Genomic DNA, 25,559 nt, shown 5'->3' on the forward strand with positions numbered 1-25,559 from the left:
GGGCAAAAAAGGAAAACCGGGCCATGATGGCCCGGATTCATATCATTACGCGTTCTGCAGCGCGGGACGCACAACAGGCTTGTCGTTAATCGGCAGGTGGATAAGCGCTGCAGCTATTGCCAGCATCACTGTTGTCCACCAGATAGGCTCATAAGAGCCGTAATAGTCGAACACGCGACCGCCAACCCAGGCACCTATGAAGCTGCCGATCTGGTGAGTAAAGAACACCAGACCATAAAGCGTCGACATATAACGCGCTCCAAAGATCTGACGAACCAAACCAGAAGTCAGCGGCACGGTTCCCAGCCAACAGAAACCAATCGCTGCGCCAAACAAGGTCGCGGTATGGGTTGTTAGAGGCACGGTGATAAACAAGGTCAATACCACAGCACGCATCATGTACAGCGTGGTCATGACATAACGTTTATTAAACCTGTCGCCCATTAAGCCCCAGAAATAAGAGCCAAAGATATTGAAGATACCGACATAGGCCAGTGCCATCGCCGCTGTGTTACCCGGCAATCCTTTATCAGCGATGTAGCTCGGTAAGTGCGTCGCGATAAACATCACTTGGAAGCCGCAGACAAAAAAGCCAGCATGAATAAGCCAATAACCTGGGTGTCTGAACGCTTCGGCCATGGCTTCTTTCAGCGTTTGTTCTGGTTCTGTTTGGCCAGTTGAGGCAGATGAGGGCGCTGCCGTTTTCATAAACACGGCAAAGGCGACCATCAGCGTGCAGCACATCGCAAACACTTGCATGGCGGTTTGCCAGTCATAGTTAGCGAGCAGAGATTGAGCGCCAGGGATAACGGCAAACATACCGAATGATCCCATGGCCGTTGTCAGGCCAAACGCTTTCGCGGTGTGTTCTGCCGGTACCACTTTGGCAACAGCACCTAGCACAATCACGTAGCTGGTTGCACTCAGTCCCAAGCCGATCAGAACACCCATTGAGATGTAAAGTACACCAGTGCCTGTTGCCATCGAAGTGAGGTAAAGACCTAGCGCATAAGCTAAACCACCCAAGGTAATGATGCGCTTGGCACCGTATTTGTCTGCTGCCATGCCCACGAAAGGTTGGAAAAGTCCAAACAAAAGGTTTTGAAGGGCGATAGCAAGGCTGAAAAATTCCCGGCCTGACTGAAAGGTGTCTGTGATAGGCATCATGAAGATACCGAACGATTGCCTGATCCCTAGGCTGATAATCAAAATCCCTATCCCCAGCCACACTAGCAGCGGGAAGCGGAAGATACTCATTAAGTTACCTTTGTTTATTGTGTTGTGTGAGACCCGTGGGCTTGGTGTTGGTCATTCATTCGATGATGTTGATGGCAACCACCATCCACCGCGTAGTCGGCAAAAGCGCGTTGTAAAGGTGTGCAATGCTGAACGCCAACCAGAGTGATTGTCAGCACCAGCAACCACCTGACAAGCTGGGCAAAAAGTGATTGTGAATACATGTTGACTCTGCGTGGAAATGGCCAATGGGCCAAAGAAGCGCGTAGGGTAGGGATATTGTGAATATGAAGCAAATGAATTAGATGCAAATAAGCCATGCGCAAAACGCATGGTTTATAACTGAGAGCTCATTAAGTTGCCGGGCACCATGTATACACGGTGTTGACGTCGGTTGCGGGCATTTTGAGAACCTTGTTGCTGCAGCGTATTTCATTTTGCTTAAGCGCAGCATCTACCGTTTTGCTTGAAGAGAGCTCGGCGAAATCCAGTATTTGTCCCATGACATGCTCGGGGGATGCGACAAAATCTTCGTAGTTCAGCGTCAGTATATTCAGGTCTAACTCAGAAGCTTCCAGTTTGGTGGTTTGGATAAGCTTATTAAGTTGGAAAGCGGTGCCCGCTACCGCATGACCACGCAGGCGATCGTACTGAGCCAACTCCTGTAACGAATAGGCCCCTCGCCACCAAAGTAGGTTCTTGCCTTGGTATTCCCAATCTTCGGTAGAAATCATTGAATGCACCGTTGAAGCGGGGTCTCGGTTGATATTGATGAACTTGGCATCAGGGAAAATGCTGTGCAGATAGCAAAGGCGTGAGGGGCCAGTGAACCTCAACGCCAAACGGCTTTTATCTGAAAGGGTAACGCGTCGACTCAAAATTTCTCTGATAGAGGATATCTCTACTGGGGTGGCATGTTTTCCACGGGAAAAGCCACGGTAAAAGTCGATTTCTTCGCGGGTATGTTCATCCCAGAAGTTCATGGCTTCCGAAGGCGTGGGAGAGAATTCCCGTGCCAGAGAGCCAAAGAAGGATTTATCCTGCAGCGCTTTATTCCTGAATGCACATTTGCGTTTGAATAGTCGGTGCTGGAAGTCTGATCTAGGGTGTTTTTCAAAGCTCTCGTCAAGCCAACACAGGGCTTCGTGATGCATGACTAAGTCTGAGATCAGCGTGACGCCGGAACGTGGTGGCCCGACAAAGATCAACGGCTGCTTCAGGGTAGAGGCTCTGTTCATATCAACACTCCTTCTTGTTTGAAAACAAGAAGCAGCAAATAGAGTGCCAGAGTGATTAAGTTATTAATTCATAGAGATAAAACGGTATGCAATGCGGGAAGCCAACTTGGGTTGCAAAATGAAAATGCGAAATGGCGATTCGACACGAATCGCCGCATGTTATCGTTTTAAGGTGTTGTCATTTTTCCCTTGGGCAAGGCAAAAGTCGAAGATCAACGAAATAGCCTGCTTTCGATCTCCTTCGCCAAAGCGCTCCAGAGACTCAAGTGCGCTGTCGACAACTTCGTCACCGGCTTTTTCCCTCAGACGCTCAATGAGCTGGGCTAAAAAGTCAGGTGTGAACTCCGGGTGACACTGCATCGTGAGGGCGGTATGAGATTTTTGGGCCATCGCCACGGGACAAAAGTCCGAACCGGCAATTACTTCAAATCCAGAAGCAGGGGAGAGAACTTGATCTTGATGACAGGCAATCAAGTTGAGTTGATCAGAAAGTGAGGTATTTAGCTTGTTTGCTGGGTTTTGAACCTCAATGGGATACACGCCCATTCCCCAGCCCTTAGCGGACTTCTCAACCCGTCCCCCGAGCGCATAGTGAATAATTTGGTGCCCAAAGCAGATGCCAATTATAGGGCGATTAAGCTCATCGCATTCACGCACAAACTGGGCAACAACTTCAATCCAGGGATCGGTATCATAAACGCCCCATTTACTGCCGGTGACCAGCCAGATATCACATTCATTGGTGGATGCCGGATAATCTTCTTCGTGGCAACGATAGCTTTGGAATGTGGAGATGCAACTGTCTTCAAACATGCGCTTGAAGGCATCATCGTAATGTCCGTACGTCGGGATGGAGTCAGGGTAGTGGTCGTCACAGAGTAAAATGCCCAGCTTCATGTCGATATTGCACTCCTTGCATGGTTTGTGTGACTGTGAAGGCTTACTGGAAAAGTGAACCTAAAAGACAGATTTCACCAACCTAATGTGTAAGTAAACGCTAATGGCATCCATAAAAAAGCATAAAATATGCTGATTAAGAATATCTGTATGTCGCGCTTTTTAGATATTCATTCATAAATCCGCAAAATGGTTGCAGCGCGTAACTTTATGTACTCAATGGGAAAATTTCTGTTGAATCATCTGTCTGTATCAGATTCATCCACTTTGCTGTTTAAATTATGACTGAATCACTATAAAAACATGCTCTCTTACACAGAATCAAAGTGTTCGGTCTTTTATTGTTGGGTTAAACTCAAGTAAGATGCATCCAAAGTCGAGCGCCATCCCGGCGCATGGCGAGCCAAAATCATAGTGGAGAAACAAGCTTGATTAGTGTTTTCCTTGTAGATGATCACGAGCTGGTTCGCACAGGGATACGCCGTCTTCTTGAAGACGAGCGTGGTGTTAAAGTGGTAGGGGAAGCCGAAAGCGGTGAGGAAGCAGTCAAGTGGTGTCGTGCGAATCATGCAGACATTATCTTGATGGACATGAACATGCCTGGTATTGGCGGTTTGGAAGCGACGCGAAAGCTCCTACGCTATAACCCAGACGCAAAGATTATTGTTCTGACAATTCATACAGAAAATCCATTTCCAACCAAAGTGATGCAAGCGGGTGCCGCTGGCTATCTCACGAAAGGTGCAGGTGCGAGCGAAATGGTGAATGCTATTCGCGCGGTTAACAGCGGTCAGCGCTACATTTCGCCGGAAATTGCACAGCAAATGGCGTTAAGTCAGTTTTCTCCTGCTCAGGAGAATCCTTTCAAAAACCTTTCAGAGCGCGAGCTTCAAATCATGATGATGATTACGAAAGGGCAGAAAGTGACTGACATTTCAGATCAACTGAACCTGAGCCCAAAGACAGTCAACAGCTATCGCTACCGTTTGTTCAGTAAGTTAGGTATCAATGGTGACGTTGAACTGACCCATCTTGCGATTCGTCATGGTATGCTAGACACAGAAACACTTTAACCATTTCTGTTCGCTGTGTTTGATGCCAAAAATTTCCTAAAAACAGTCTCAGACAAACCCGGCGTCTATCGAATGATGGACGCTTCGGGTGAGATCATTTACGTGGGTAAAGCCAAATCGCTCAAGAAGCGGCTTTCCAGTTATTTCCGCACGAATGTGTCGGGGGAGAAGACCCGCGCCTTGGTGAAAAATATCGCCAACGTTGAAGTCACGATCACACACAGCGAAACGGAAGCGCTGATCCTTGAACACAATCTCATCAAGCAGCACTTGCCGCGTTATAACGTACTGCTGCGTGATGACAAGTCTTATCCGTACATCTTCCTCTCTGCGAGCAAACATCCGCGAATTGCCGTACATCGTGGTGCGAAAAAACGTAAAGGTGAGTATTTTGGTCCGTTTCCTGACGCAGGCGCGGTACGCCAAAGCTTGTATTTACTGCAGAAAATATTCCCCATCCGCCAGTGCGAAGATTCCGTTTATGCCAACCGAACCCGCCCGTGTTTGATGTATCAAATCAAACGCTGTGCTGGCCCTTGTGTGAAAGGCATTATTTCAGACGAAGACTACGATGAGCTGGTGAATTTCACCCGTCTGTTCCTGCAAGGCAAAGACCGTCAGGTGATCGCTTCGCTGGTGGAGAAGATGGAAGGCGCAAGCCAGGCGTTGCAGTTTGAAAAAGCGGCTGAATATCGTGACCAGATCCAGGCCCTGCGCCGCGTGCAGGAGCAACAATTTGTTTCGCAAGACAGCGATGACGATCTGGACGCTATCGGCGTTTCCATCGAAAACGGTGTGGCCTGTATTCACGTGCTATTCCTGCGTCAGGGTAAAGTGCTTGGTAGCCGCAGCTACTTCCCGAAAATGCCGGCTGATACCGATGTGAATGAGCTGGTTTCGAGCTTTATCGGCCAGTTCTATGTGAAACAGGCGGAAGGAAATACGATTCCAACCAGCATTTTGATTGGACAGGACTTGGGTGACGAGTTAGCTGACTTAGCGACTGCGTTGTCCGATATCGCAGGCCGCAAAGTGAACCTGCAATGCAAACCTCGCGGTGCGCGCGCGCGTTTCCTCAAATTAGCGCAAACCAACGCCGCGACTGCGCTCACCAGCAAAATCAATCACAAAATGACCATCCATAACCGATTCAGCGTGCTGTCAGAAGCGCTGGAACTGGAGTCGGTAAAACGTATGGAATGTTTCGACATCAGCCACACCATGGGTGAGCAGACTGTCGCTTCCTGCGTGGTGTTTAACCAGGATGGGCCGGTGAAGCAGGAATACCGGCGCTACAACATTACCGGCATTACCGGTGGCGATGATTATGCGGCAATGGCGCAAGTGCTAGAGCGTCGCTATAGCAAACAGGTCGATCCGGAAAAGATCCCCGACATCATTTTGATTGATGGTGGTAAAGGTCAACTTAACAGGGCATGGGAAGTGGTGAAGCCGCTGCTTGCCGACTGGCCGAAACATCCGTTGTTACTGGGGGTGGCAAAAGGGACGACGCGACGCCCGGGCCTCGAAACCCTGATTAAGGTGACGGGCGAAGAGTTCTCTATGCCTTCTGATTCGCCCGCACTGCACCTCATCCAACATATCCGTGATGAGAGCCATAACCATGCTATTTCCGGCCACAGAGCGAAACGCGCAAAAGCACGCAAGAGCAGTGTGTTGCAGGAAATTGAAGGCGTTGGGCCGAAACGTCGTCAGGCATTGCTCAAATACATGGGTGGAATTCAGGAACTTAAGCGGGCTTCTGTTGAAGAAATCGCCAAAGTGCCGGGTATAAGTCGTGTTTTGGCCGAGAAGATTCATTCGTCATTGCAACAGCAATGACTTTCAAGCACCATAGGCCGTCACTCACAAAGTATTATAAGTATGCGACTGAATATCCCCATTATCCTGACCCTTATACGCATCGCATTAATCCCCGTTTTTGTTATCGCGTTCTATCTGCCTTATGAATGGTCAGCTTTCGCTGCTGCTCTGATTTTTGTCATCGCCGGTGCGACGGATTGGTTGGACGGTTATCTGGCCCGAACCCTTGGACAAACTACCCGTTTTGGTGCCTTCCTTGACCCCGTGGCCGACAAAGTCATGGTGGCAATTGCCTTGGTTCTGATTGCTGAACATTACAATTCTATTTGGGTGACGATTCCGGCGGCGACGATGATTGCCCGTGAAGTGATTATTTCCGCGTTGCGTGAGTGGATGGCAGAGCTGGGTAAACGCGCCAGTGTGGCGGTTTCCTGGGTAGGGAAATTCAAAACAGCGGCCCAGATGTTTGCGCTGACCATGCTACTTTGGCGCGACAGTGAGTGGATTATTTATGTTGGCTACGCGGCGCTTTATATCGCGACGGCACTGACTTACTGGTCGATGTACCAGTATCTGCTGGCAGCGAAAGATGACTTGCTGAATGCCGATAATTAAACCTGAATCCAATGAAAAGGCCGCAATCGCGGCCTTTTTTGTTTCTGTTGTCTTTATAAAAGCGGCGCTCAAAGACCGTTGTTCCCATGAATATGCTAGCTGACTTTAGGGAAAATCATCACAAAGGCAGCGCCTTCAAGTTCGGAATCAATCACACGGATTGAGCCACCATAACTTTCGACGATTTCGTCACATACCGCCAATCCGATCCCTGTGCCCGGGTTAAGTTGGTCTGCCCTTACGCCGCGTTGGAAGATGGACTCACGCAGAGACTCTTCTACGCCCAATCCATCGTCTTCAATGGTCAACACATAGTGATCTGAGGTCTCGCTGCTTGAGATTCGCACTTCGCTGATACAAAAACGGAATGCGTTTTCCAGAAGGTTGCCGAGTAGCTCGGTTAAATCCGCTCTGTTGAGCGGCAGAGAAGGCAACGCTTCCAAACGGTTAGTGATATTAACTGGCTTATCACTGTAGACCTTGGCGAACATCCCTGTGAGGCTGTCTAACACAGGTTTGAGCTCGGTTTTTTCGCGAACCAGACCTCGTTGACCTACCAAAGCGCGTTTCAGTTGGTACTGCACCATGTCATCCATTTGGCTGACTTGTTCTATGATGCGTTTGCTCATGGCTTCGCGGCTTAACGTATTGTCGTCCAGTAGCGCATTGGTCGCGGCAAGGCGGCTTTTCAGGCTATGTGCGAGATCATCCATTGCATGACGATAGCGTTGGGTTTGCTCTTTTCTGAGGGTGATCATCCGGTTCAGCGCGTCTGTGACATCTCCCAATTCTTTGGGGTAATCCGAATCCAGTTTTTCGCGGCGGGATTCCGCGATTTCATTCAGTTCACCCGCGAGTTTTCTTAGCGGGCTGAAACTCCAGTAGGAGGCGGCATAGAGTAAACCTGTGGCAATGGAAAACAGTAACCCCATGTATAACCATGTCTTACGTTTTATCTGAGACAAACTTTCCAGTTGGGCGCTGACTTCACGAAGTACGAAGAATGCTTCTTCTGTCGAGTAAGTCGCTTCAGAGATAACGTGGACGACATACGGTAGCTCTTTGTAGTAGATAAGGTCTGGGCCAGAAAGAGAGTAGGGAATATGGCGACAGACATTGTTCATGCCGTTATCGCGCGCGCCGTAAGACATCCAGGATGCATTGCCTTCACGTTCACAGATAAACGCCAGATAGTTGGTTTGCTTGGAGGAAGGAGTGGGAATGGGTTGATCGTGATGTGGGGCATTCTCACCGAGTTGTAGCATGTTGTCTTGTCTCAGCTCGCCGATGATATGTGGGACTTCTGTCACCAAGTCGGCAGAATACATGGCAATGTAGCTTTTGACATAAATTTGGTTAATCACCACACCAAGCCCTAACGAGAAAGCAAGGATGATGGCAATGGACGTGACCATCACCCTTTTGTGGATTTCGGGCATCATGTTCCGCGTCATATCAGGTCACCTGAAGTTCAAAAATGTAGCCCTGTCCGCGTACAGTAGAAACCGGATTATCTTGCCCTGCCTGAGTGAGCTTTTTGCGAAGGCGGCTCATCATGACTTCAATGGTATTCGGGTCACCTTCCTGATCTTGATAAAGCACATCCAGCAGTCGTTGTTTGGAAACCACCTGACGGTTGTGGCGCACCATGTATTCCAGTAAATCGTACTCAAAGGCGGTGAGATCAACAGGGGCATCATCAACGGTGACTTTTTTCGCCAGTAAATCCATGGTGATTTTATCGGCTTTGATTTCTGGCTTCACAAACCCGGCGCTGCGACGAACTAATGCATTAAGACGGGCGACCAACTCTTCTTTCTGAAACGGTTTTACCAGATAGTCATCCGCACCGGCATCTAATCCAGACACCTTGTCTTGCCAGTTCGCGCGGCCAGTCAGAATAAGAATGGGCATACGGATTTCGGCGCGGCGAATATCGCGGATAAGGCTCAGGCCGTCCCGATCAGGCAGGCCGAGGTCAACAATGGCAATGTCGTTGGGATAATCTTTGGCAACGAAAAGGCCTTCAGATGCGGTTTTGGCGCAGTGTACCTGATTACCCAGTTCAGACAGTTCAGTTTTTAGATGATGGCTCAATAGAGGATCGTCTTCGACGATAAGAATGCGCATAAACCGTTACCTTTACTTTGTTTTCCGAATACCAGCTTAACGATGATGACGCGCAAAACGTTGCGCTGATGCAAACAACCCGCGGGTTTGTTCCTGACGTGCAGGAAGATCCAGCAAACAGTGTAACGTCTGTTCGCTGAATCGTTGCTGACTGCTTTGTCGGATATGCGACGAGACAGAGGTGATTGGGGCTACGAGCCCCTAAGATCATCAGCCCCTATGTCAGAATAACGAGAAGGGTGCCAGCAAACGTCAGTAAAACGTTGGCGATGGCATAGGTGCCTGCGTAGCCGAGAGCAGGAATGGTGCTGCGCGCATGTTGGTTAATCATGTCCATGGCTGGCGCACAGGTACGCGCACCAATGATCGCGCCAAAGAGCAAGGCGCGGTTCATGTTGAGAATGTATGCACCGACCAGATACGCCAAAATCACAGGGACAACACTCACTGCCAGCGCACCAAACATGATGGTGAAGCCCATTTGCTGCAAGTATTCAATCAAGTTGCCACCTGCGCTCAAACCCACGCCGACCATAAAGGTCATCAGGCCCAGCTCTTTCAGCATGTTGATTGCCCCTTGAGGCACGTAACCGAAAGTCGGGTGGTTGGCACGCAGGAAGCCGAGCAAAATACCGGCAATCAGCAGACCGGACGCGTTACCTAAGCCCAGCGTCATCTGACCAAAAGTCATGGTGATCAAACCAAAAATCAGGCCGAAGATGAAGAACGAACAGAACGCCAACATGTCTGAAACCTGGCTGTGAATCGAGATAAAGCCGATTCGCTCAGCCAGTCCCATGACGCGGCGCTTCTCACCACTCACCTGCAGTACATCCCCTTTAGACAGCAAGATGTTGTGGTCCATTGGCATTTCGATTTGCGCACGGACAACGCGGTTTAAGAAACAGCCGTATTCAGACAGATTCAAATCTGACAGACGCTTTCCAATGATGGCGTCGTTCTTTACCACGATTTCTTCTTCAACCACACGTAGGTCAAGCAGGTCACGGTCGAATACTTCTTTCCCGTTTCGGAAAGAAGGGTCCAGACGGGCGTGGCTATCCGGGTAACCTACCAATGCGATTTCATCACCTTCCTGCAAAATGGCGTCACCATCGGGGTTAGCCAAAATGCCGTTTCGGCGGATACGTTCGATGTAGCAACCTGTTTGACGGTAAATACCCAACTCACGAAGGTTACGGCCATCGACCCAGTTGATCAGCTCAGGTCCAACTCGGTATGCCCGGATAATCGGCAGGTAAACTTTGCGCTGTGAAGAGTTACCCAGCCCACGCTCCATCGCAATCTTTTGCGCAGAGTGCTCGAGATTCTCCTTTTGCATCTTTGGCATAAAGTTCGCCAACACGATAAGGCTAATAAGACCGACAAGGTATGCCAGTGCGTAACCGACGCTCAGGTTATCAATCATGCCTGCCAGTTGGTCTGGGCTAAAAGAACCACCTAAGCCTGCGTTTAGCGCATCTTTCGCACCTACCAATACTGGTGTTGCTGTCATCGCTCCGGCCATCATGCCGGTTGCAATGCTGCCGTCTACGCCGAATTGGTACTTCATCAACAGAGTGATACCCACAGAGGTACTCAGCACTGTAAATGCCAGGACGAGATAAGATTTACCGTCGCGGAAGAAGATGCCAAAAAAGTTTGGCCCAGCTTCGATACCTACACAGAAAATGAACAGCATAAAGCCAATGTTCAGTGCTTCTGGGCTGAACGAAAAGCCTGCATGTCCGAAAGATAAGGCGGTTACCAGCACACCAATGGAGTGACCAAACTGGAAGCTACCGATTCTGATTTTGCCGATGGTTAGGCCAATAGCCAGTACCACGAAAAGGAGGAGGATGTCGTTATTAACAAGCAGGTTGTAGACGTCTATGTTCACTGAACAGTAATCCGCGCACGGGTCAAAGGGAAATTCTGGGGCGCCATTATACGCATTTGCAATGAAATGTAATGGAAACTCACATGAAAAATAGTATTAAATTTTGCTGACTTTCCTAATGAGAAGTATTAATGCTTTAGAGTCTACCAACTTTCTGTTTTTGAACAATAAAAAAGCCGGCATGCTTGCCGGCTTTTTCAGAGAAATCTTAAGGAAATTACTGGTACAGACCCAGATTTTCTTTTGCGTAAGCTTCGAACTCAGTGAAACCGCCTACGTGCTCTTGGTCAACGAAGATTTGTGGCACAGTTTCAACTGGCTTACCCACGGTTTTTTCAAGGTCAGCTTTGCTGATGCCTTCCGCGTGGATGTCTACATAACGGTAGTTGAAATCGTCACGCTCTTCTTTCAGTTTGTCAGCAAGATCCTTTGCACGAACACAGAATGGGCAACCTGGGCGACCAAAAATAACCACGAACATATTCATTTCCTTTCTTATTCAAATTGATTGGATGGTGCCATATAGGGAAGGTGCCCCGAGGCTTCATCATCTGATTGAGAACAACTATGCCTCAAGCACTTGGCAGATAAAAGAAGGTTTTATCTCTTAATTCAATCGAAATTATCTATCAATCGGAAAATGAACAGAGCGCGCATTTTTGAAAGGGTGTGATAAAGGCTGCACATGTTTAAAACGAAGCAGTTTTAACCACAGAGTCTCTGCTTTGTATCAATTTTATATTCACTCAAGTGCGTAAATTGAGAGGTGGATTTTTTCGGTTTGAGGATCTGCTTTTCGTTTCTGTCCAGATCCAGGGAGGTGCCATGTTTCAGTTTATGACCGCAACGCGGATTATTTTTGGTGAAGGCGCGCTTAACAACTCCTTCTCTATATTCAATAACTACGGATACAGCGCGCTTGTTGTGACAGGGCGTGATGACCAACGTGCCGATCCATTACTCGCTTATCTTTCCCAGCAAAATATTCGTTATCAGCGTCTGGCAGTGCATGATGAACCGCTTATTGCCATGGTGGAGGAAATGGCTGCTGCTGGGCGCTTGTTCAAGCCAGATATGGTGATAGCGATAGGCGGCGGCAGCGTGATGGATGTCGGCAAGGCGTTGTCAGCACTCATTCCCAACCAAGGTAGTGTCTACGACTACGTGGAAGTCGTTGGGCGTGCATTGCCACTCACTGCCAAGCCACTGCCTTGTATTGCAATACCTACCACAGCTGGGACGGGTTCAGAAGTGACCCGCAATGCAGTGATGATTTCTGCCCAAGAGAACGTCAAAGCAGCAATTCGAAGCCCCGACCTGATTCCTGATGTCGCGATTATCGACCCGACGTTAACCTACGGCACTGAAAAATCGCTTTCGGCAAGATGCGGTATGGATGCATTTACACACCTAATGGAAGCCTATGTCTGCGGTGAGCCAAATCCGCTGACTGATATGATATGTGAGGAAGGCTTGCGACGTCTGGCACCTGCGATTATTCATGCCTGCGAAGATGACGACCCGAAAGCACGCGCGGATATGGCGTTCGCTTCCATGCTGGGTGGTATGGCGCAATCAAACGCCAAATTAGGCGCAGCGCATGGCTTGGCTGCAGCACTGGGCGCGGTGTTGGATGCGCCGCATGGAGCAATCACGGCACAACTTGCCCCTTATGTCATGGCAGAGAATATTCTTGCAGCACGTGAAGCCGGGCGCATCAGCTTGCTAAACCGCTACCGCCAGTTGGCTTGTATTCTGACTGGGCGAATGAATGCTGAGCCAAGTGATGGCATTGTGTGGGTGCAGCGGATTCTTCGAAGGTTAGATCTTGAAACGCTTCCCCAACTAGGGCTTTGTGACACCATGTTTGAAGAGGTAGCCGTATCGGCTCTGCGCTCAAGTTCGATTAAAGGTAACCCTCTGCCACTGAGCGAAAGCCGACTTGTTCATATTCTTCAACAGGTCTGCCAGTCTTCAAATCTTGAGGAAAGCTCAGACCCCGCATGATCAAGTGAAGAGGGCTCTTTCGAGTGCCCTTTTGCAATTCTTTCTTGGCAGTTTGATAATGGTGTTATACCCAAACGACCTGAAGATGCAGGATTCAGCGAGCATCTTCAGTCGTTTGGGTATATTCAGGAAGGCACAAAACAGGAAGCGACAATGACGCCGGCTATTGAAACCATTCTCTCTCACCGTTCGATAAGAAAGTTCACCGACCAGCCCATTACGGATGAGCAGCGCAATGCCATCATTGATAGTGCACGTGCTGCGTCTACTTCCAGCTTTATTCAATGCACCAGCATTGTTCGGGTTATCGACAAAGAGAAAAGGCAACGTCTGGCTGAATACGCTGGCAATCAGGCTTATGTTGCTTACGCTGCAGAGTTCTTCGTGTTCTGTGCTGACTTCAACCGACATTTGCAAATCAAGCCGGATGCGCAAGTAGGCTTTGCCGAACAAACTTTGATTGGTGCGGTAGACGGCGCATTGATGGCACAAAATGCCCTGATAGCGGCAGAATCTTTAGGCTTGGGTGGCGTGTATATCGGTGGACTTAGAAACAACCCTGATAAAGTTGCCAACCTCTTAAAATTGCCCGAGCAGGTGATTCCATTGTTCGGGCTTTGTCTTGGCTATCCAGCCCAAGATCCGGAAGTGAAACCACGCTTGCCATCAGAGTTGGTCGTTCACACTGACGAGTATTCAGCGATGGATAAAGCTGTTTTGGAATCTTATGACGGCGAGGTGCGGGAATATTACCGAACCCGCACTGGCGGCAACAAAGAGATGAGCTGGAGCGAGCAGATTTCTGACACACTCAGCAAAGAAGCGCGTCCGTTTATGAAAGCCTTTCTCGAAAGCAAAGGGTTCAGCACCAAGTAGTCTTTTCTAAGAGGATGTCCGTGACCTTGATTTGGTCAGCAAGGCATCAGAATATCGAATTTCCAATGTATACATATCTATCGCTCCGAGCCTTGATTGCAAAGGGACTCGGGGCGATTACCTTTCTATCTTCCCACACGTTTTGTTACACCTGTTGACCAATAAATCACCGCAGAAAAAACTTTTTTCGCGATAAACAAAAGTAGATGGTGATCACGCTCTCATTCCCTGATAGACTCCGCGCGATTCTGTCATTCTCATCAAATTTGAAGAATGCCAAAATAATTTATATCTTCGCAGGTTTGACTATTAATTCATCGAATTAGTGAATGGGTTAGGCGGGGATGTTGGGTTGGGTGGCGCAGTAGGGGGCTTATGCCGGCGACACCTTTTATTAGTGAATTTATTGAGTCGTAACATGAACAAACTGAACAAAGCTACGGGCGTACTAGCAGCCGGTTTCTTTATCAATATGTGTATCGGCATCCTGTATGCGTGGTCTGTATTCAAGCAGTCACTGGTAGAGCAGGGTTGGTCGAACGCAGATGCATCTATGCCTTACACCGTTGCAACCATCTGTTTTGCACTTTCTCTGCTGGTGGCGGGTAACCTGCAAGACCGTATGGGTCCTCGTAAAGTTCTGATTCTGGGTACCATCATGGTTGGTATTGGCATGATCGTATCTAGCTTTGCTTCATCTCCTATGACTCTGCTGCTGAGCTTCGGTGTGATCACCGGTTGTGGTATCGGTTTCGGTTACGCGTGTCTGTCTCCAGCGGCAATGAAGTGGTTCCACCCTTCTAAAAAGGGCATGGTTAACGGTCTGATCGCAGCAGGCTTCGGTCTGGCGGCGGTATACCTGGCGCCACTGACTTCTATGCTGATTGAAGGTTACGGCGTTCAGCAAAGCTTCCTGATCCTGGGTGTCGGTATTCTGGCTATCGCTGTTCCACTGGCGTGCACCATCAACAACCCACCTGCGGACTACACACCAGAAGCACCTGCTGGCTATGTGGCTAAAGCAGGCGCTGGCGACAACAACATGGGTTGGCGTGAAATGGTTAAGACGCCACAGTTCTACTCACTGTGGCTGATGTACGCGCTGGCGTCTTCTGCGGGTTTGATGGTGATCGGTAACATCACTTCTATCGCGATCAACCAGTCTGATCTGACCCAGGTTGCGTTCCTTGTTGTTGTTCTGTCTATCTTCAACTCAGGCGGTCGTGTTGCTGCGGGTATCCTGTCTGACAAGATTGGTGGCCTGAAAACCCTGATGCTGGCGTTCATCATGCAAGGCATCAACATGATGATGTTTGCAACGTACAACACAGAGTTCACTCTGATGGTTGGTGCGGCTGTTGCAGGTGTAGGTTATGGCACACTGCTGGCAGTATTCCCATCTATCACTGCTGATTACTACGGCCTGAAAAACTACGGCGGTAACTACGGTGTGCTTTACACCGCATGGGGTGTGAGTGGTTTCATTGGTCCTGTTGTTGCTGCAACCGCAGTAGACATGACCGGCAACTACGTGATGGCATACACCATCTGTGCAGCAATGCTGGCTGTAGCAGTTGTTCTATCTTTCATTACTAAACCAGTGAAAGCAGAAGCAGCAAACGCTCAGAAAGTTGCAGCGTAATCGCTAACAAAAAAGCTTTTTAAAGCCCGCTTTATGCGGGCTTTTTCATATCTACACCTTCTAGAATTCCTCATTTTCCTCCTCTTTTTCGCATCAGTAATCTCCCCATTTGATATGCAAATCCGAGGTCTGACCTTAGACCAGGTCTGATAATGTGTTCCACGGGTGAGACTTTCTGAGACATTCTAAAGTCGCAACTTTTTTAGGGTAATTGAACGCTGTTCTAAATCAGTGTCAATAAGTGATTGATAATAAAACGCCGTTCAATAACAGTGATGAATAACTGGTCAGATTTGTTGGTTTATTCAGGCATTTTTGAATAGAAAACACTGTTTGATTGTTCAGTTTGCATTGGCTAGGTTGTGTTCACCACTCGAATACCAGGAGGGTATTAACATGCATTCAGTGGATTCAACCTGTATTAAAAACAGTGAGCGTGAACAGATAGCTAAGATTCAGGCGGGGCACCCGTTAGCCCGCAACTACTTCGACCAACTGGTCGCGAGCTACCTGTCACCATTACATCGTCGATGCATGGCATGGTTAGGTTGTCCTTATGACGCGGATGACGTGTTGCAAGAAACCTTGGTGCGGAGTTTCCGCTACATCCACGCCTATCGCGGCGAAGCTGCATTCAGAAGCTGGTTATATGCGATTGCAGACAATCAGTGCAGAAGCTATTTGAAGAAGCGTGCGACACACTCGCAACGTTTCGTTTCAGACGAGTTGCAAGAGGAAGTTGGCGTTGAAGAGAAGTGTCCTGTGACCTCAGAACAGGGTATTTCAAACTCAGTGCAATCATTGGCTAAAACCGCACAGGAAATCCTTGTGCTGCGTTTTGAACATGACCTCTCGCTCGAAGAAATCAGTAACGTCCTCGGCCTTGGCCTGAGTGCGACGAAAATGCGTCTTTACCGCGCGATTGATGCGGCAGAGAAGCATGTACTGAAAAACGAGGAGGGCCTGCTTGCAACGGCTTGAAATTCGAATAGCAAATCATGAATAAAGAAAACCGCCTACTTGGGCGGTTTTCTTTTTTGTACCTTAAGGTCAAATGACCCCAGTCACCAAAACGGGATTAGCAAATCACTTTGATTGCCAGACCACCTTGAGAGGTTTCGCGGTACTTCGCGTTCATGTCTTTACCGGTTTCCAGCATGGTTTCGATAACCTTGTCCAGAGAAACGCGTGGCTCTGAAGAGCGGCGCAGCGCCATACGGGTAGAGTTGATGGCTTTCATTGCAGCAATACCGTTACGCTCAATACAAGGAACCTGTACCTGACCCGCAACAGGGTCACACGTCAGACCGAGGTTGTGCTCCATACCGATTTCCGCAGCGATACACACCTGCTGTGGACTACCGCCCATCAGCTCGGCCAGACCTGCTGCCGCCATTGAACAGGCAACACCAACTTCACCCTGACAACCTACTTCAGCACCAGAGATAGACGCATTTTGTTTGTACAGGCCACCAATCGCGCCAGATACCGCAAAGTAACGGGTGTATTCACGTGGGCTCACGGTTTGGATGAACTTGTCGTAGTAAGCTAAAACCGCAGGGATAATGCCACACGCGCCATTAGTCGGTGCGGTTACAACACGGCCGCCAGCGGCATTTTCTTCGTTAACCGCAAACGCGAACATGTTTACCCAGTCAACCACTGCCATTGGGTCGTTCGAGAACTTCTCGGTAGACAGAAGCTGTTGGCGAAGCGCTGCCGCACGACGTGGAACACGCAGTGGACCAGGCAGCACACCTTCGTTGTTCATGCCGCGGTCCAGACACTCACGCATGGTGCGCCAGACGTTACCGAAGTAGGTTTCGATTTCATCTTCAGTGTGCATCGCACGCATGTTTGCCATCACAACCGCACTGATTGACAGGCCAGTCTCTTTACAATGGTTCAGCAGTTCTTCCGCACTGTTGAATTCATAAGGAACAGCGACTTTATTTTGTCTTCTTTGCCGAAGTTCTCTTCATCAACAATGAAACCACCGCCGATAGAGTAGTAAGTCTTGGCATAGGCTTTCTCTTCACCAGACCAAGCAGTAATGGTCATGCCATTCTCGTGCAGAGGCAGGTTAGTGGTGTGGAAGTTCATGCCACCTTCACGTGGGAAGTCGACAGTGTGCAGTTGGATACCTACCGGCAGACGTTCGGTTTCTTCAACACGCGCGATGAAGCCAGGAATGCTGTCGATATCAACGTTCTCTGGAGAGTTGCCCGCCAGACCCATGATGATAGCCACATCAGTGTGGTGACCTTTACCGGTCAGAGACAGAGAACCATAGACATCCACAGTGATCTTGGTGATGTCCTGCAGCTTCTCCATGCGGGTCAGATCGTCGATGAATGATTTACCGGCTTTCATCGGGCCAACAGTGTGGGAGCTGGAAGGACCTACGCCGATTTTGTAGATATCAAAAACGCTGATCATGTGTCATACCTCAGTCAATGCCCGTGGTTTACGTGGACGGGCATTTGGATTAATTCGTTTTATCCATCCGTGGAGGTGACATATTGCTGAGCCGATATACCCTAGGTTTTGTTGACCATAAATGTTAGGTATTTACCTTTCCGTGGCTCAGTGAAAAAAGCAAAAAAGAGCAAGGAATTTAAGCATCCTTGCTCTTTTGGGGCTGTGCATTCTACACGATTTATTAGGCGATGAAACCGTACATAATCGCTGAAATCGCTACCAGACCCATGAACGTGACGAAGATGTTGCTCGCCTTACCGCCGTACTTCTGCATAGACGGTACTTTCTTGATAGCGTACATCGGCATGATGAACAGAATGGTCGCGATGATTGGGCCACCCAGTGATTCAATCATACCCAGAATGCTTGGGTTGATGGTTGCAACAATCCAGCTGGTGATGATAACGAATGCCACGGTGAACATATCGATTTTCTTCATGTTCACTTGCTTACCGCGAGAGCGCAGTTGCTTGATGATGATACCGTTCAGACCTTCACGTGCACCCATATAGTGACCGAAGAAAGAAGAGACGATAGCAACGAAGGCAACGATTGGACCCAGGTAAGAGATGAATGGGCTTTCGTGTTTGTTTGCCAGGTAAGACAGAACCGCCAGGTTTTGTGCTTTCGCTTCTGCCAGATCAGCAGGCGTCAGGCTCAGAACACAAGAGAACACGAACAGCATGACGAAACCAAGCAGCATGCCCGAGGTGCGGAACAGGATTTGGTTTGATTTACGCTCAGCGTTGTCACCGTAGTCGCGGGTCTGTGCCATAGAGAACGCAGAGATCGCAGGGCTGTGGTTAAACGCGAAAACCAGAACTGGAATAGAGATCCACAGGGTTGTCATGAAATCACCCGCTGTAGGAATTTGCTGCAGTGCAGACATGTTCCAGTCAGGGATCAGGTAGATAGACATGAACAGCAGGATGGCAACCAGAGGGTAAACCAGGAACTGAGTCACTTTCAGCATCAGTTTCTCACCCGCCAGCATGACTGACATCATACCCATGATAAGGATGATAGACAGAACTGCGCGTGGCAGAGATTCCATGCCAAGCTGGTTAACCATGAAAGAGTCAACAGTGTTGGTGATACCAACGCCGTAAATCAGAACGATCGGGTAAATCGCGAAAAAGTAAAGCAGAGTGATGAGTTTACCCGCAGTCGCGCCGAAGTGCTCTTCAACCACTTCAGTGATGTCGCTGCCTGGCTTCTTAGAAGACAGAACGAAACGTGCAAGGCCACGGTGAGCCAGATAAGTCATAGGACCAACCAGGATTGCCAGGGCAACCAGAGGCCAGAAACCGTTCAAACCAGCGTTAATAGGAAGGAACAGAATACCTGCACCTACCGCTGTACCAAACAGAGATAGCATCCAGGTGGTGTCTTGAGCAGACCACTTCATTTTGTCTGCGCTCGAAGTCGTGGTTGACTGAGTTTGCATCGTTTAATCACCAAAAATAATACGGAACAGATCGGGAACTGATGCGTATTGTTTACATTTTTACATACTAAACTGTGACGTAGATCATTTTTGTGGCAACAATATTTCGTGCGACGAATTTATTTGATCTCACCACATTCACATTTTTTATGGTTTAAAAATGCTGTTTAAAGACCTTAAAAATAGTTGAGGCATTAAAAATTAGTTGAGGGAAAGTTGCTGGCTGAGGGCATGAAGTATCTGAGCCGTAACACCCCAGATCAGGTGGTTTTCATAGCTCATCGCGTAGATGTGGTAGGTGTTACCACGAACATGGAAAGGTTGCTTGGTGATGGCGTCGCGTCTCAAAAATTGAGCGAGTGGCACCTCAAAAAGGCTGTGAACCTCATTGGCATCCAGCACGGGCGTGTAATCGGCATCCACAAAGGCGATAACAGGCGTAACAAGGTAGCCGCTGACGGTTGGAAGTGGTGCTAAACAGCCAAGGATATGCGCTCTGTCAGTGGTGACGCCAATCTCTTCTTCCATTTCACGGATTGCCGTTTCAACGATATCCGTGTCCGATTCTTCGACTTTACCGCCGGGGAAGCTAATTTGTCCTGGATGGTGTTTCAAATGCGTTGCGCGTTTGGTCAACAAGACATGCAGTTCGCCATCACGTTCTGCAAGGGCAATCATCACAGCAGCGGGACGAAGATCTGGTGTTCCTTCCTGACGCATGGCATCGGTCGCACGTTGGATCACGCGTTTGTCGTAATGGTAGCTGGGGCTCAGGCTAAAACGCTGTACTAACCAATGGCGGGAGAGGGGACGCATCGGACTTTGGCGCGTCTGATGCGCCAGAATGGCCGGTTGCTGTAGCGAGGTGTTATCCATCCATGGTGTTTTTAACATGCGTCCTACCTACTTCTGAATGCGCTGTACCGCCTCTTATGAAGACAGCACAGGAAGAATCCGACTGAGCTTGTCGAGTGTTTCCTGATACTCCGATTCCGCCTCACTGTCTGCGACCACGCCGCCGCCAGCCCAGGCATAAATGTACTGTTGATGACAGACCAGCGTACGAATCGTAATACTGGTGTCCATGGTGCCACAACGACTCAAGTAGCCAATGCTGCCACAGTAAATGCTGCGTCGATGCGGCTCCAGTTCCTCGATGATCTCCATCGCGCGCACTTTAGGCGCGCCGGTTATCGATCCACCGGGGAAACAGGCACGGAGCAAATCTTCACCGTACTTATCATCAGAAAGTGTTCCCGTTACGGTACTGACCATATGATGGACGGCTGGAAATGTCTCAATATCAAAAAGTTTAGGTACATTTACCGAACCTGGCGAGGCAACTCGGCCAATATCGTTGCGAAGAAGGTCAACAATCATCAGGTTTTCGGCGCGATCTTTCTGTGCGTTCTTCAGGCAATGGATGTTTGCCGCATCCACTGCAGCGTCGTTGTGACGAGGGCGGGTGCCTTTAATTGGCTTTGTTTCAATCTCTCTGCCGTGCAGCTGCAAGAAGCGCTCTGGAGAGACGGAAAGAATGGCAGAATCTTCCAAACGAATAAAACCGGAGAAGGGCGCGCCATTGGTTTCCGCCAGCTTTTGGTAAGCTTCCCACTCGCTACCCTGATACGGCGCTTCAAAGCGTTGAGCAAGGTTGATTTGATAACAATCGCCAGATTTCAGATATGCCTGCACACGGTCGAACTTCTCTTCATAGGTTTCCGGCGTCATGTTCGCCTGCCATTCACCTTTCAAAGAGAATGATGAAGCTTCTGCTTCCTGATGGCCTTCCAGCCATGCCAGTCTGTTTTCACCCTCAGGCTGGATCAGCACCAGCTTTTTCTCTTTATGGTCTGCAATCACTGCCCAGTCATAAATACCCACAGCCATATCTGGAATGTCGATATCGCGGGTCGCCAGCTCAGGCAAAGTTTCTACCTGACGGCCAAGGTCATAAGCGAAGTAACCCAGAGCCCCGCCAAGGAATGGCCAAGGTGCGATAGGCTCAGTGCGGGGTAAAAGGGAAAGCTGAAGTGCGTGCAACTCTTCGAACGGATCCGTCTCGCTGGATGCGGTGCGACCGTCACGATACCAAATGCGGTTGATGCCGTTTTCACTGCAAAGCGTCGCGATGGGGTCCGCCACTAGAATATCAAAGCGGTTATCCGGATGTTTTTCCGCTGCAGACTGCAGCAGCATTGCCCAAGGTTGGGATTCAATACGGGAAAAAAGCGACGTGAGTGCTGATGGCGAGTACTCAAGAAACTGCAGAGTGATAGGCATTCGTCTCGATTCGGTCATTTTCGTGTTTTTGTGATCGGCATTGAAGCGTCTGTTGGCGCTAAATCGGCCGTAAGAGTATCATAATCGTGGCTTTTAAAGCTAAGTTTGGAAAGTGAAAAATCAAGCGGCGAAAAGTCATTCGCCCAATCAAGGACGCGAGAAGGTCGCTTCTCCGGCAAAGCTGCTGAATAAGAGAAAGCGGCCTACTATTTTGTAATACCTATTCGTAATACAAAGCTCGACTGGAAGCACTGTTTAGCTTGCATTGATAAGTAAGCGAACAGCGCCAAGGAATCATAAAAATTAAAGAGGCAACTATGACTGTCATTCGTAAGGAAGATGTCATCGACAGTGTCGCTGACGCCCTACAGTACATCTCCTACTATCACCCTATCGATTTTGTTCAAGCCCTCGAAAAGGCGTACGAAAAAGAGCAAAGCCAAGCGGCTAAAGACGCCATAGCCCAAATTCTGATCAACTCCCGCATGTCGGCAGAAGGCAAACGCCCAATCTGTCAGGATACTGGCATTGTGACCTGCTTCGTGAATATCGGCATGGATGTTCAATGGGAAAGCGACCTCACCGTCCAACAAATGGTGGATGAAGGCGTACGCCGCGCATACAACAACCCAGACAACCCACTGCGTGCCTCTGTGGTTGCAGACCCAGCGGGTACCCGTAAGAACACCAAAGACAACACCCCAGCGGTAGTTCACATCAACATGGTGCCGGGCGACAAAGTGGAAATTCAAATCGCGGCGAAAGGCGGCGGTTCAGAAAACAAAACCAAGATGGTAATGCTCAACCCATCTGACGATGTAGCGGCATGGGTTGAGAAAACCCTGCCAACCATGGGCGCAGGCTGGTGTCCACCGGGCATGCTCGGCATTGGTATCGGCGGTACGGCAGAGAAAGCAGCCGTGCTGGCAAAAGAATCTCTGATGGAACACATCGACATTCAAGAGCTGATTGACCGTGGTCCAGAAAACGCAGAAGAAGAGCTTCGTCTTGATATCTTCAACCGCGTTAACAAACTAGGTATCGGTGCACAAGGCCTTGGCGGCTTAACCACGGTTGTTGATGTGAAAATCAAAACCGCACCAACGCACGCAGCGTCTAAGCCAGTGTGCTTGATCCCTAACTGTGCAGCGACCCGTCATGTTCATTTCACTCTTGATGGTTCAGGCCCAGCGGACCTTCAGCCACCAAAACTGGAAGAGTGGCCAGAAGTCACCTGGGAAGTCGGCGAAAACGTTCGCCGTGCAAACCTGGATGAAGTCACCAAGGAAGACATCCAAGAGTGGAAGACCGGTGAAACGGTTCTGCTTTCAGGCAAGATCCTGACCGGCCGTGATGCCGCACACAAACGTATTCAGGAAATGCTGAACAGCGGTCAAGGCCTGCCAGACGGCGTGGACTTCAACGGGCGCTTCATTTACTACGTAGGCCCTGTAGATGCAGTGGGTGACGAAGCTGTTGGCCCTGCAGGCCCAACCACCTCAACCCGTATGGACAAGTTCACTGACATGATGCTGAGCGAAACTGGTCTTATCGGCATGATTGGTAAAGCAGAGCGTGGCCCTGCAACGGTCGAATCCATTAAAGAACATAAAGCGGTATACCTGATGGCCGTTGGCGGTGCAGCTTACCTTGTTGCAAAAGCCATCAAGAAAGCGCGCGTTGTAGCATTCGAAGATTTGGGTATGGAAGCGATTTACGAATTCGATGTCGTTGATATGCCGGTGACCGTTGCCGTCGATTCGCGCGGTGACAACGCCCACCAAATCGGCCCAGACACCTGGAAGGTGAAAATCGCCGAAATGGAAGGCTAAGCCCAAACGGCATCTGCTTGAAAACCAATAAAACCGCGGCATAGGCCGCGGTTTTTGTTTGATTTTGCTTGAGGTTGATCGTAGAAGTATTGCCACAATTTCTATTGGGGTGCCCAGTTTATTAGTATTTCAATCAATACGAATACTGGGTTTCACGCGCAGGGGCGGTAGCGTGGAATCAAAGAAGCCTAGATAGCGGGCTGATGACTCCGCTGGCACCGTTATTTAAAACATGTGTGTATATCTGCGTGGTTCTAATATCAGAATGTCCTAACTGCTCTTGAACCGTCCTGATGTCTGCTCCGGCTTCTAGAAGATGTGTAGCAAATGAGTGTCGAAGTGTGTGACAACTTACCGCTTTGCTTATTTGAGCTTCTCTTGCCGCACGCTTTATTGCTCTTCGAATGGTCGTTTCATCTATGTGATGACGCCGAATCAAGGATGAGCTAGGGTCTACCGAGAGTTTGCTAGAGGGGAAAAGAAATTGCCATCCAAGCTGTTTGCTTGCTGCGGGGTATTTCTTTGCTAACGCATTTGGAAGCCAGACACCGCTGAAGCTAGGGTTAGAAATGTCTTTCTCAAAGTATTTATCAACTATCGAAATTTGGTTTCTAATCAAGGGAACAAGTTCTTTGGCTAGGGTGACTTTTCGGTTTTTATTCCCCTTTCCTTGCCAAACAAAAACGGCGTAATAGTCAAAATCAATGTCCTGCACTCTAAGTCTTAACATTTCAGTGACTCTCAATCCGCTCCCATACATCAGTTTTATCGGAAGGCTAAGGTTAGGAGGAAGATGTTGGAAGAGGCGTATAGTCTCATCTTTGGTCAGTACGACGGGAAGTTTTGGAGATACTTTTGATCTATTGAAAGACAAACTTTCTCCAAGCGGTTTTTTTATATATTGCCGATAGAGAAAAACAACGGCGTTGAGCGCTGTTGCTTGACTTTTTACAGCCAGTTTTCGCTCATTTGCTAAATAGGTTAAAAATAGCTCTACCTCCTTGTCTCCCATATCTGCGGGATGCTTTTTGTTGTTATAGATAATAAACATCTTTATCCAGTAGATGTATGTGTCAACCGTTCTTTTAGAATAGTGACGTGAATACATAAACTCGCAGACAGATTGGAGAAAGGGCGATTTCATAGATGTTTAACCATACTGTTTATATACACAGTTTTCACTCTATAGTAAGAAATTGCAGAATTTAAATGCAGGACGCCCGTTTTTGTCAGTTTGCAAAGATAGTCATAATTCTATGTAATTGATAATATTGATGTAAGCCGCGTTATGATACAGTCGTTAGCGTACTAATCGGGCGTCTCGGTTTTGGACTAAACGGGCTTTATGCCCGCTAATAAGTTGTTAGAAAAGGACTTCTATGAAGTTTCTATTAGCAATATGTATATTTGTAATAAGTTTCAACTCATCTTCTAGCGAGCGTGCTAATTTAGATGAACTGACCAAGCCAATCTTCGATTCGTTGAAAAGTGGTAAAATAGAAAAAATCCCTTCTTTAGCTTTATCTAACAGTAAGATAATTAAGTATTTTAGCGAAGTAGACTTAGAACAGTTTGATACGCAGTTCGCGTCTGAATTCAAAGTTCTAGGAAAGTATTACTCACATAGTCTTATCCATGAACAAGGTATTGAAGGTGCGTTTTGGGCTAAGTGGTATCTACTAAAGTTTGAGCGACAACCGATAGTTTTGTACGTGGAATTCTATCGTCCAGATGAAACGTGGGGAATACAATCGATAAAACTAAAAAATGATGTTGACGATATGATCGAAAAATCAGGTGACTATGAGATAGGCACTCTGGGTATTGAAGATTAGGTTTTCTCAACGTTCGCATGCAAGCCCTTGTTCTAACAAGGCTATCAACGGGACGCTTTGTCAACGCGGCAGCTTTTCAAAGTTTCGTGAATACAAAGGATTAAAGCAGTTTTGGGTGGTTTTGTAAGCGCCCGTTATTGCGACGTTATGGCTCCAGTTAAAATATGAAGTTCAGTCGGATTTATAAAGAAACAAGACTTATCTGGAAGAGAAGTATTGATATTTCAGATGGGGAGCTTTTCG

Annotated in this window: 20 protein-coding genes and 1 pseudogene; 9 read left to right on the top strand and 12 right to left on the bottom strand. The window is 48.5% G+C overall.

The window, feature by feature from the left end; genetic code table 11:
• Positions 1 to 45: 45 nt before the first annotated feature.
• From G5S52_RS17640 to G5S52_RS17655, 3 genes are all read right to left on the bottom strand, one after another.
• Positions 46 to 1,257, bottom strand: coding sequence for an MFS transporter (locus tag G5S52_RS17640; RefSeq protein WP_165016866.1), 1,212 nt, complete (start codon positions 1,255 to 1,257; stop codon positions 46 to 48).
• Between the two features lie 332 nt (positions 1,258 to 1,589).
• Entirely contained in the window at positions 1,590 to 2,474 is an 885-nt protein-coding gene (locus tag G5S52_RS17650) for a sulfotransferase family protein (protein WP_165016872.1), read from the bottom strand.
• A 159-nt stretch (positions 2,475 to 2,633) separates the two neighbouring features.
• Positions 2,634 to 3,371, bottom strand: a complete 738-nt coding sequence (locus G5S52_RS17655) for a type 1 glutamine amidotransferase (RefSeq protein WP_165016875.1) — start codon at positions 3,369 to 3,371, stop codon at positions 2,634 to 2,636.
• Between the two features lie 428 nt (positions 3,372 to 3,799).
• On the opposite strand from G5S52_RS17655, the gene uvrY reads away from it, so the two are divergent.
• Genes uvrY through pgsA form a run of 3 tightly spaced genes read left to right on the top strand, consistent with a single transcriptional unit; the run spans position 3,800 to position 6,883 of the window.
• Entirely contained in the window at positions 3,800 to 4,444 is a 645-nt protein-coding gene (gene uvrY / locus G5S52_RS17660) for a UvrY/SirA/GacA family response regulator transcription factor (RefSeq protein ID WP_002541347.1), read from the top strand.
• A 15-nt stretch (positions 4,445 to 4,459) separates the two neighbouring features.
• Positions 4,460 to 6,286: an excinuclease ABC subunit UvrC gene (gene uvrC / locus G5S52_RS17665; protein ID WP_165016878.1), complete on the top strand. Its 1,827-nt coding sequence runs from the start codon at positions 4,460 to 4,462 to the stop codon at positions 6,284 to 6,286.
• Between the two features lie 42 nt (positions 6,287 to 6,328).
• Complete coding sequence (gene pgsA, locus G5S52_RS17670; RefSeq protein WP_046306050.1) at positions 6,329 to 6,883, top strand: CDP-diacylglycerol--glycerol-3-phosphate 3-phosphatidyltransferase; 555 nt, start codon at positions 6,329 to 6,331, stop codon at positions 6,881 to 6,883.
• 95 nt (positions 6,884 to 6,978) lie between these two features.
• Here the strand turns inward: pgsA and G5S52_RS17675 are convergent, their stop codons facing one another.
• The 4 genes from G5S52_RS17675 to G5S52_RS17690 form a co-directional block, all read right to left on the bottom strand.
• The gene (locus G5S52_RS17675; RefSeq protein ID WP_165016881.1) at positions 6,979 to 8,337 is read right to left on the bottom strand and encodes an ATP-binding protein; all 1,359 of its coding nucleotides are present in this window, start codon (positions 8,335 to 8,337) and stop codon (positions 6,979 to 6,981) included.
• Between the two features lies 1 nt (position 8,338).
• A complete protein-coding gene (locus G5S52_RS17680) occupies positions 8,339 to 9,013 on the bottom strand; it encodes a response regulator (RefSeq protein WP_165016885.1) in 675 nt (224 codons plus the stop codon).
• Positions 9,014 to 9,230: 217 nt separating this feature from the next.
• Positions 9,231 to 10,913, bottom strand: a complete 1,683-nt coding sequence (locus G5S52_RS17685) for an aspartate:alanine antiporter (RefSeq protein ID WP_165016888.1) — start codon at positions 10,911 to 10,913, stop codon at positions 9,231 to 9,233.
• A 217-nt stretch (positions 10,914 to 11,130) separates the two neighbouring features.
• The gene (locus G5S52_RS17690) at positions 11,131 to 11,394 is read right to left on the bottom strand and encodes a GrxA family glutaredoxin (protein WP_062661112.1); all 264 of its coding nucleotides are present in this window, start codon (positions 11,392 to 11,394) and stop codon (positions 11,131 to 11,133) included.
• Between the two features lie 344 nt (positions 11,395 to 11,738).
• Between G5S52_RS17690 and G5S52_RS17695 the strand changes: the two genes are divergently transcribed.
• The 4 genes from G5S52_RS17695 to G5S52_RS17710 all read left to right on the top strand — a co-directional run bounded on the left by G5S52_RS17695 (position 11,739) and on the right by G5S52_RS17710 (position 16,419).
• A complete protein-coding gene (locus G5S52_RS17695) occupies positions 11,739 to 12,920 on the top strand; it encodes an iron-containing alcohol dehydrogenase (RefSeq protein WP_165016891.1) in 1,182 nt (393 codons plus the stop codon).
• 153 nt (positions 12,921 to 13,073) lie between these two features.
• Positions 13,074 to 13,796: an oxygen-insensitive NADPH nitroreductase gene (nfsA, locus tag G5S52_RS17700; RefSeq protein ID WP_165016894.1), complete on the top strand. Its 723-nt coding sequence runs from the start codon at positions 13,074 to 13,076 to the stop codon at positions 13,794 to 13,796.
• A gap of 418 nt (positions 13,797 to 14,214) precedes the next feature.
• Positions 14,215 to 15,438, top strand: a complete 1,224-nt coding sequence (locus G5S52_RS17705) for an L-lactate MFS transporter (protein ID WP_062661115.1) — start codon at positions 14,215 to 14,217, stop codon at positions 15,436 to 15,438.
• 396 nt (positions 15,439 to 15,834) lie between these two features.
• Positions 15,835 to 16,419 (top strand): RNA polymerase sigma factor, encoded by a 585-nt coding sequence (locus G5S52_RS17710; protein WP_002541358.1) that lies wholly within the window; start codon positions 15,835 to 15,837, stop codon positions 16,417 to 16,419.
• 97 nt (positions 16,420 to 16,516) lie between these two features.
• Here G5S52_RS17710 and G5S52_RS17715 read toward each other — a convergent pair.
• The 4 genes and pseudogenes from G5S52_RS17715 to pabB form a co-directional block, all read right to left on the bottom strand.
• Positions 16,517 to 17,877 (bottom strand): annotated as a pseudogene (locus G5S52_RS17715) (L-serine ammonia-lyase).
• 223 nt (positions 17,878 to 18,100) lie between these two features.
• A complete protein-coding gene (locus tag G5S52_RS17720) occupies positions 18,101 to 19,366 on the bottom strand; it encodes a serine/threonine transporter (RefSeq protein WP_165016897.1) in 1,266 nt (421 codons plus the stop codon).
• Positions 19,367 to 19,567: 201 nt separating this feature from the next.
• Positions 19,568 to 20,260, bottom strand: coding sequence for a CoA pyrophosphatase (locus tag G5S52_RS17725; protein ID WP_165016900.1), 693 nt, complete (start codon positions 20,258 to 20,260; stop codon positions 19,568 to 19,570).
• A gap of 36 nt (positions 20,261 to 20,296) precedes the next feature.
• Entirely contained in the window at positions 20,297 to 21,649 is a 1,353-nt protein-coding gene (gene pabB, locus G5S52_RS17730; protein ID WP_165016903.1) for an aminodeoxychorismate synthase component I, read from the bottom strand.
• A 317-nt stretch (positions 21,650 to 21,966) separates the two neighbouring features.
• Between pabB and G5S52_RS17735 the strand changes: the two genes are divergently transcribed.
• The gene (locus G5S52_RS17735; protein ID WP_002541364.1) at positions 21,967 to 23,481 is read left to right on the top strand and encodes a fumarate hydratase; all 1,515 of its coding nucleotides are present in this window, start codon (positions 21,967 to 21,969) and stop codon (positions 23,479 to 23,481) included.
• A 178-nt stretch (positions 23,482 to 23,659) separates the two neighbouring features.
• Here G5S52_RS17735 and G5S52_RS17740 read toward each other — a convergent pair whose 3' ends face one another.
• Entirely contained in the window at positions 23,660 to 24,625 is a 966-nt protein-coding gene (locus tag G5S52_RS17740; protein ID WP_165016906.1) for an integron integrase, read from the bottom strand.
• 235 nt (positions 24,626 to 24,860) lie between these two features.
• Between G5S52_RS17740 and G5S52_RS17745 the strand changes: the two genes are divergently transcribed.
• Entirely contained in the window at positions 24,861 to 25,316 is a 456-nt protein-coding gene (locus G5S52_RS17745) for a hypothetical protein (RefSeq protein WP_165016909.1), read from the top strand.
• Positions 25,317 to 25,559 lie beyond the last annotated feature (243 nt).

Origin of the sequence: Grimontia sedimenti, from assembly GCF_011045095.1 — a bacterium.
GTDB lineage: Bacteria > Pseudomonadota > Gammaproteobacteria > Enterobacterales > Vibrionaceae > Enterovibrio > Enterovibrio sedimenti.

What these genes read in the sequence shown, in the direction of transcription:
- G5S52_RS17640 (WP_165016866.1), bottom strand. Translation starts at nt 1,257, where the DNA reads ATGAGTATCTTCCGCTTCCCGCTGCTAGTGTGGCTGGGGATAGGGATT.
- G5S52_RS17650 (WP_165016872.1), bottom strand. Translation starts at nt 2,474, where the DNA reads ATGAACAGAGCCTCTACCCTGAAGCAGCCGTTGATCTTTGTCGGGCCA.
- G5S52_RS17655 (WP_165016875.1), bottom strand. Translation starts at nt 3,371, where the DNA reads ATGAAGCTGGGCATTTTACTCTGTGACGACCACTACCCTGACTCCATC.
- pgsA (WP_046306050.1), top strand. Translation starts at nt 6,329, where the DNA reads ATGCGACTGAATATCCCCATTATCCTGACCCTTATACGCATCGCATTA.
- G5S52_RS17675 (WP_165016881.1), bottom strand. Translation starts at nt 8,337, where the DNA reads ATGACGCGGAACATGATGCCCGAAATCCACAAAAGGGTGATGGTCACG.
- G5S52_RS17680 (WP_165016885.1), bottom strand. Translation starts at nt 9,013, where the DNA reads ATGCGCATTCTTATCGTCGAAGACGATCCTCTATTGAGCCATCATCTA.
- G5S52_RS17690 (WP_062661112.1), bottom strand. Translation starts at nt 11,394, where the DNA reads ATGTTCGTGGTTATTTTTGGTCGCCCAGGTTGCCCATTCTGTGTTCGT.
- G5S52_RS17695 (WP_165016891.1), top strand. Translation starts at nt 11,739, where the DNA reads ATGTTTCAGTTTATGACCGCAACGCGGATTATTTTTGGTGAAGGCGCG.
- nfsA (WP_165016894.1), top strand. Translation starts at nt 13,074, where the DNA reads ATGACGCCGGCTATTGAAACCATTCTCTCTCACCGTTCGATAAGAAAG.
- G5S52_RS17705 (WP_062661115.1), top strand. Translation starts at nt 14,215, where the DNA reads ATGAACAAACTGAACAAAGCTACGGGCGTACTAGCAGCCGGTTTCTTT.
- G5S52_RS17710 (WP_002541358.1), top strand. Translation starts at nt 15,835, where the DNA reads ATGCATTCAGTGGATTCAACCTGTATTAAAAACAGTGAGCGTGAACAG.
- G5S52_RS17720 (WP_165016897.1), bottom strand. Translation starts at nt 19,366, where the DNA reads ATGCAAACTCAGTCAACCACGACTTCGAGCGCAGACAAAATGAAGTGG.
- G5S52_RS17725 (WP_165016900.1), bottom strand. Translation starts at nt 20,260, where the DNA reads ATGTTAAAAACACCATGGATGGATAACACCTCGCTACAGCAACCGGCC.
- pabB (WP_165016903.1), bottom strand. Translation starts at nt 21,649, where the DNA reads ATGCCTATCACTCTGCAGTTTCTTGAGTACTCGCCATCAGCACTCACG.
- G5S52_RS17735 (WP_002541364.1), top strand. Translation starts at nt 21,967, where the DNA reads ATGACTGTCATTCGTAAGGAAGATGTCATCGACAGTGTCGCTGACGCC.
- G5S52_RS17740 (WP_165016906.1), bottom strand. Translation starts at nt 24,625, where the DNA reads ATGAAATCGCCCTTTCTCCAATCTGTCTGCGAGTTTATGTATTCACGT.
- G5S52_RS17745 (WP_165016909.1), top strand. Translation starts at nt 24,861, where the DNA reads ATGAAGTTTCTATTAGCAATATGTATATTTGTAATAAGTTTCAACTCA.